Below are 1318 nucleotides of genomic sequence, written 5' to 3' on the forward strand. Positions count from 1 at the left end.
AAACTTTACAGCGCAAGCAGAAGCAAATAGCAAAGTTGAAGTTAAAAATGCTGTGGGTGAGGTTGTCGGTACTGGTTATGTAGATAGTGCTGGTAACGTCTCGGGTTACTTGAATCAAGTTTATTTAAAAGGTGAGGAACTCACTTTTGTTGTGATTGATCAAGCTGGTAATCGTAGCGTTGAAGTAAAACAAACAGCCTTTCTTGATAATACTGCACCAGAAAATGCTACTAATTTAGTATTTAGCGAAGATGGTTCATATCTAACTGGTATGGCTGAGCCAAATGCTACGATTCAGATATTTGATCAGAATGGTCAATTATTAAATCTTTGGAATAATAATGTTAATTGGGATGGAACATTTAACATCTCTTTATACAGTAACTACTTGCATGGCGAAGAGTTTAAGGTAGTTGTAGTAGATCGGGCTGGTAATTTGAGTGGTGGGGTTACTGTAAAAGCACCGCTTGATGATATTGCTCCTGTGGCTGCAAGTAATCTCACGTTTAGTGAAGATGGTTCATCCCTTTCTGGTGTAGCTGAGCCAAATACCTTCATCCAGATTTTTGATCAGAATGCTCAACAGGTGAATACGTGGAGTCAGAGTGTAAATGCTGATGGTACATTCACTATTTTCTTGGGTAGCTCTAATTTACATGGTGAAGAATTCACAGTTATTGTTAAAGATCGAGCTGGAAATGTGAGTGATGTTGTTTCAGTTAAGGCTCCATTTGATGATATTGCGCCAAATCCGATTAAAAATATTGTACTTGATCCGAACGGTCAAAACTTTATAGCGCAGGCAGAAGCAAATAGTAATATAGAAGTCAGAAATGCTGAGGGTGCGTTAATAGGTCATGGTTCTGCAGATAACGCAGGTAATGTGACAGGTTACTTCTACCAAGTTTATTTACATGGAGAAGAATTAACTTTTGTTGTCATAGATCGAATGGGCAATCAAAGTGTCGAACTTAAGTTCAATGCTTTGGTGGATACCATTACGCCAGATCCAATTGAAAACATCATCTTTGATGAAAATGGGCAAAATTTTACGGCACAAGCAGAAGCCAATAGTTTTATTGGTGTCAAAAATGCTGCGGGTGAGTTTGTCGGTTATGGTTATGTCGATAGCACTGGTAATGTGACAGGCTATTTCAATCAGGTTTATTTAAAAGGTGAGGAACTCACTTTTATCGTTATAGATAAAGCAGGTAATCAAAGTGTTGAATTTAAGCAAAATGCTTTGATTGATGATATTGCACCAAATCCGATTGAAAACATCGTCTTAAATGAAAATGGTCAAAACTTTACAGCGCAA

General features: G+C 37.6%; 1 protein-coding gene. It reads left to right on the top strand.

The features are described 5' to 3' along the window. Positions 1–1318 (top strand): Ig-like domain-containing protein (locus NL42_RS17945; RefSeq protein WP_461313787.1); only part of this gene is annotated, 1318 nt, incomplete at both ends.

The sequence above is a fragment of the Acinetobacter sp. GN11 genome, assembly GCF_054823985.1.